The sequence below is a fragment of the Sporosarcina sp. NCCP-2222 genome (assembly GCF_023168145.1).
Taxonomy (GTDB): domain Bacteria; phylum Bacillota; class Bacilli; order Bacillales_A; family Planococcaceae; genus Sporosarcina.
The window spans coordinates 1-5,879 of sequence record NZ_BQYK01000015.1 but is presented as its reverse complement, the minus strand read 5'-3'; the positions used below and the strand labels follow the sequence as shown (position 1 = coordinate 5,879).

At 43.6% G+C, this 5,879-nt stretch carries 5 protein-coding genes; all 5 read left to right on the top strand.

What is annotated here, in order from left to right:
* The coding region (locus tag NCCP2222_RS19850; protein ID WP_248514141.1) for a putative glycoside hydrolase at nt 1–704 on the top strand (704 nt) is incomplete at its 5' end.
* 544 nt (nt 705–1,248) lie between these two features.
* Nucleotides 1,249–1,647 carry a transcriptional regulator SpxA gene (gene spxA, locus NCCP2222_RS19845; RefSeq protein ID WP_060206922.1) on the top strand — a complete coding sequence of 133 codons (399 nt, stop codon included), beginning with the start codon at nt 1,249–1,251 and terminating at the stop codon, nt 1,645–1,647.
* A gap of 305 nt (nt 1,648–1,952) precedes the next feature.
* Nucleotides 1,953–2,606 (top strand): adaptor protein MecA, encoded by a 654-nt coding sequence (mecA, locus tag NCCP2222_RS19840; RefSeq protein ID WP_248514140.1) that lies wholly within the window; start codon nt 1,953–1,955, stop codon nt 2,604–2,606.
* Between the two features lie 123 nt (nt 2,607–2,729).
* Entirely contained in the window at nt 2,730–3,869 is a 1,140-nt protein-coding gene (locus tag NCCP2222_RS19835; RefSeq protein ID WP_248514139.1) for a competence protein CoiA, read from the top strand.
* A 57-nt stretch (nt 3,870–3,926) separates the two neighbouring features.
* Entirely contained in the window at nt 3,927–5,747 is a 1,821-nt protein-coding gene (pepF, locus tag NCCP2222_RS19830) for an oligoendopeptidase F (RefSeq protein WP_248514138.1), read from the top strand.
* Nucleotides 5,748–5,879: the final 132 nt, after the last annotated feature.

The following is a 5,879-nucleotide window of genomic DNA, read 5'->3' as shown; positions in this document are numbered from 1 at the left end:
TGGACGGTGACGCTGTCTGGGCAAACAGGCGAGGGGATTCTTTTGTGAATCCCTTTATGAAAGAAGTGTGGGATTACAATGTGGAAATTGCCATTGAAGCCGCCAAGATGGGGTTCCAGGAGATCCAGTTTGACTACGTCCGTTTTCCGGAAGGATTTGAAAAACGTCACGATGTATTGAAGTACTCTTTAGGAGACTATGAGAACTCGGAACTCGACCCGGTGCAGCGGAGGGTTGAGGCGGTAACAGATTTTGTTGCGTATGCAAAAAAACAATTGGAGCCTTATGGCGTAGATGTTTCGGTTGATATTTTTGGCTACTCGGCGACCTTGCCTGAAGCGCCTGGCATTGGACAGAACTTCTCGAAAATCTCGGAGAATGTGGATGTCATCTCTTCAATGATTTATCCGAGTCATTGGACTTCTTATTTTGGCATCGCGAAACCGGACCTGGCGCCGTATGAGCTGGTCGATGCCTATGCGAAAGTCGAAAATACGAAGCTGGGTGAGCTGGAGTCCCCTCCGATTTCCCGCCCATGGCTGCAGGATTTTACAGCCTCTTGGCTTGGAAACGGAAATTATTTAAAGTACGGCAAGAAGGAAGTAGAGGCGCAAATCAAAGCGCTGCAAGATAACGGCATCCATGAATTTTTATTATGGAATGCAGGCAATACGTATACGGAAAATGTCGATTATACACCATGAGAAAGCCGCGACTAGTGAAAGACATTTGAATAGGGAAAGTTCCATCATGATTCAAGAGGCCCAAACTGTTTTAACTTAACAGGTTGGGCCTCTTTTCTTAGGTAGCCGTTCCCTAATAGGGAATTATTAATACGTTCCTTCTGAATAGTAGCTGTGCCATTGAAAATCACAAATAATATTTCAATATTTATGGTTTAATGAAACTTTACCTCGTCCATAATCGTACTATAAATATGAACATCTATTTTTCATTTTTATCAGCCTAAATGAGAAAGGAGATAATTTGACAAAATGATGTTTAACAATTTTGCTTAACGGGTATAACAGAAGTAGTGGTCATTTCATATACATAAAGGAGTTGCAAACCCCACTAATATTGCGGAAATGTGACATACTCATAAGGTGTTTCAAATTTTTTTCTAAAAGTGTATTCATTCAATATGAATACGTGTATAATGGGTAGTATGGAAAGTACTTTAAAATGATTCTAATATAAAAGTGATTTATCCAATATAGCAAGCCGACTGAAAGGAAGTGTCAGCGAATGGGAGTTACATTATTTACTTCACCAAGTTGCACATCATGCAGAAAAGCGAAAGCATGGTTGGAGGAACATGAGATTCCATATTCAGAGCGTAACATCTTTTCGGAACCTTTGAATATAGATGAAATTAAACAAATCCTTCGTATGACGGAAGACGGAACAGACGAGATTATCTCAACACGTTCGAAAATTTTCCAAAAGTTGAATGTCGATGTGGAAAGTCTGCCGTTGCAAAGATTGTATGAATTGATTCAAGAACATCCAGGACTTTTGAGAAGACCAATCATCCTAGATGAAAAAAGGCTGCAGGTAGGGTACAATGAAGATGAGATTCGTCGCTTCCTACCTAGAAAAGTAAGGGCCTATCAGCTGCTTGAAGCGCGGCGTATGGTAAATTAATGATTGAGATATAGGGTGAAGCTGATAGGGAATCGAGGGCATCTCGCCAATACCTATCAGCTTTTTGATTTTTCCTTGCTTTCTTGACGGATGTTCTCTACAATGCTAGTAATCATATGTTAATATGTGCGGATCGGATAATTTGACGCTTCCCTCCCGTTCCATTGAAATGAATTTAATATACGTCCTTGGTGAACCCTTTCATATCCTGCCGGACGGTCATATAGTATGAATAAGCATTGCAGGTTTAGTGCAAATAAAACAAAACGGGCATCTGCCGGTTTTAGGGAAGGGAGAGAAAAGGGATGGAAATAGAACGTATAAATGAAAACACCGTAAAGTTCTACTTATCATATATTGACATTGAAGAGCGCGGTTTCACCCGAGAGGAAGTTTGGTATAACCGGGACAAAAGTGAAGAATTGTTCTGGGAAATGATGGACGAAATCAACGATGAGACTGAGTTTGAAATTGAAGGTCCTCTATGGATCCAAGTCCATGCGATGAACAATGGTATTGAAGTCACCGTTACTCGTGCTCAAATGCCGGCTGATGGAGATGACATGGAAATGCCGTTTGGAATGGATGACCCTAGAAAGATGTTTCAGCAGGATTCTGCGATCTTTGGCAAGGCAGATACCCTGCCCGATGAAGTGAATGATGAGCCGGAGGAGTGGACGTCCGACATGTTCGTTTTTACCGACTTTGAAGAACTGATCTCCATGTCAAGAGAACTTTCCAATTACACGGTCCACACCTCTCTTTATCAATTCGAAGAGAAATACTATCTCTACGTCGAGTACGACGAGGATTCCGATGATGCACGCAAGACCGATTTTTGCAGTGTGATGACGGAGCATGGTGCTCTCTCGAACGTAACGATCCATCGATTAGAGGAGTATGGGCACGTAATTATGGAATCGGATGTATTTGATACGATTCAGACTTATTTTGGCTGATAATGACAAGACCGCCCAGCTGCGGTCTTTTTTTTATGGTTTTTTCCATAAGTTAATGTGATTCGCCTTTTCTTGCAAATACCCAGCAAGCTTCTTATGATAGAGGGGAAGGAGGGAGTAACTATGTTATCAGCCAGAACTGGAAACGGGCAGCTCTTCATTCTTTCCGCGGACATGCCCCGCAGCCAGTTGAAACAACTTCGTGCTTCCGAACGGTTCTTTTGCCCTGAGTGCGGGTCAGCTTTGCAATTGAAAGTAGGCGACATTGTGATACCCCATTTCGCGCATTTTCAGGAAGCCCATTGTACAAGCGCTTTTTCAGAGGGGGAGTCTGCAGAACATGTAAACGGAAAACAGCAGTTGTACCGCTTTTTATGCAACCTGGATTTCCAAGTTGTAATGGAGCCATTGCTGCCTGCGTTGTCACAACGGCCCGATTTGCTCGTACAGCATTTGAAGACCCTCACCCCGATTGAATTCCAATGTAGCCGCATTTCCCAAGCTCTGATGGAAGAACGAACGAAAGGCTATCAGAAAGCCGGCATGGAACCCATCTGGATTTTGCATACTCCGGCAAAACTCAGCAAGCTGCCGCTAGGCGTTAACGTATTCCGTTTTTCGAAGTTCGAGGAACAATTCTTTACGACCCCTAATTATGAACATCCCTTTCTCCTCACCTATAATACGTATACTCAAACATTCCATTATTACAGCAATTTGTTACCCGTTGATGGTGAACGGTACATCGGGGTTCACACGAAATTGCCGATTACTTATCAATGCTATCCGTTTGCCCTGCCGAAATCCCCGGCCCCTTCGATGCTCACGGAGTACTTGTCTTGCTACGTACAGCTTCGGGACCATTATATCCGTTCACGAATCCAATACAATCGGCAAGGGATCCATCACCCTTTTCTGCGCTGCTGCTACGAACTTCGGATTCCACCTGTTCTCTTGCCTAATTGGATCGGAGTGCCAGTTCAGACGAAAAGAGCATTCCGTGTGCATGATTGTGAATGGCAGCTATGCCTTCTCTACGAACTTGCGCAAAAGGGCGTGGCATTCAATGAAGTGAGTGCCACTCAGCTTGAGCATTTCTGCAGGCGTTATGGGGGAGAACCAGAGGATCAGATCATCGCTTGTCGCAAGTATTTCGCATTATTAATGGAAAATGGCATACACTCTTTTCAGAACCATGTAGAACTGGGTGAAAATAAGATTTTGCGTTTAATTTCAGAAAGATTTCTTGCAAAGCGCGTTTGAAATTGAGAGAATGAAATTGATTCGCTTTCCGAAGAAAGGCGAGAAGGAGGAAACAAAATGACAGCTGAAACTACTAATAAGGTATTAACTCGTGACGAAGTGAAAGTGGAAGAAACATGGCGTTTGGAAGACATCTTCCCGACTGATGAGGCATGGGAAGCAGAGTTCAAAGAAATTGAGTCTTTTCTTGAGAAGGCAGGTTCATTCCAAGGAACTTTAGAGAATGGTCCAGAAGCTCTATTCGAAGCTCTTTCTTATCGGGATACGCTTGCTGAAAAAATGCGCAAGCTATACACGTATTCTCATCTGAAAGGCGATCAGGATACGACAAATAGCTTTTATCAAGCTATGGAGAGCCGCGCAAAATCACTATATGTAAAAGTGTCAACAGCGCTTTCTTATTTCATGCCCGAACTGCTTGCCATTCCGGAAGAACAGTTGAACAAAATGGTGGAAGAGAACGACAATCTCCGTATTTACAAACATGAGATTGAGGAATTGAACGCGTACCGTCCTCATGTGCTTCCTGCCGACCAAGAAGCATTGCTTGCTCAAATGAGTGAAGTGACGTCAAGCTCTTCCGAAACGTTCAGCCTTTTGAATAATGCGGATTTGACATTCCCGATGATCAAAGATGAAAACGGGGAGGAAGTCGAGCTGTCACATGGCCGTTATATTCGTTTCTTGGAGAGCACGGATCCACGTGTTCGGGAAGAAGCGTTTAAGGCGATGTATAGCAAATATGGCGAGTTTAAAAATACGTTCGCTTCGACGCTTTCAGGCAATGTAAAGAGCCACAATGTGAATGCGCGGATTCGCAAATATGAATCAGCGCGTCAGGCCGCCCTATCGACAAACCATATTCCAGAGCAAGTATATGAGAACCTCGTATCTACCATTAACAAAAATATTGGATTGCTTCATCGTTATGTCGCATTGCGAAAGAAAGTAATGGAGGTTAGCGAGCTTCATATGTGGGACATGTTCACACCGTTAGTAAAAGATGTGGAGATGAAAATCCCTTATGAGGAAGCAAAAGAAACGATGCTCGATAGTTTTCATCCGCTTGGTGAAGAGTATAAATCCATCGTGAGAGAAGGCTTGGATAATCGCTGGGTCGATGTCCGTGAAAACAAAGGAAAGCGTTCAGGTGCTTATTCTTCAGGCGCTTACGGCACCAACCCGTATATTCTCATGAACTGGCAGGATAATGTGGACAATATGTTTACACTGGCTCATGAGTTCGGCCATAGTGTACACAGCTATTATTCCCGGAAAACACAGCCATTCATTTACAGCGGCTATTCCATTTTTGTGGCGGAAGTCGCTTCCACTGTGAATGAAGCTCTTTTGAATGACCATCTATTGAAAACGATCGACGATGAACAGAAACGGATTTACTTGCTCAATCACTGGCTAGATGGTTTCCGCTCAACTGTTTTCCGTCAAACTATGTTTGCAGAGTTCGAGCATTTGATTCACCAGCTGGATCAGCAAGGCGTGGCTCTCACAGCGGACAAATTGACGGAAGAATATTTCGCGCTAAACCAGAAGTATTTTGGAGAGGCAATAGCAGAAGATAAGGAAATCGGTCTTGAATGGGCGAGAATTCCGCACTTCTACTACAATTACTATGTCTATCAGTATGCTACAGGATTCAGCGCGGCAGTTGCACTGAGCCACCAGATCCTGACAGAAGGCCAGCCGGCTGTCGATCGTTACATCAATCACTTCTTAAAAGCCGGATCATCCGACTACCCAATTGAAGTATTGAAAAAAGCGGGCGTGGATATGACAAGTACTGCACCGATCGAGGAAGCTTGCAGTGTATTTGAAGAACGCTTAAACGAATTGGAAGAACTGTTGAATAAACAATAATTCAAGAAGAGAAGCGGCGGGGATTTTACTCCGTCGCTTTTTCGTTGTGCGCCCAGCATGGGCGTAGTCTATAGGGTGCAAGTCCCGAACTGTGAAGGCAGAAGTAGCAGTTAGCTTAACGCAAGGGTGTCC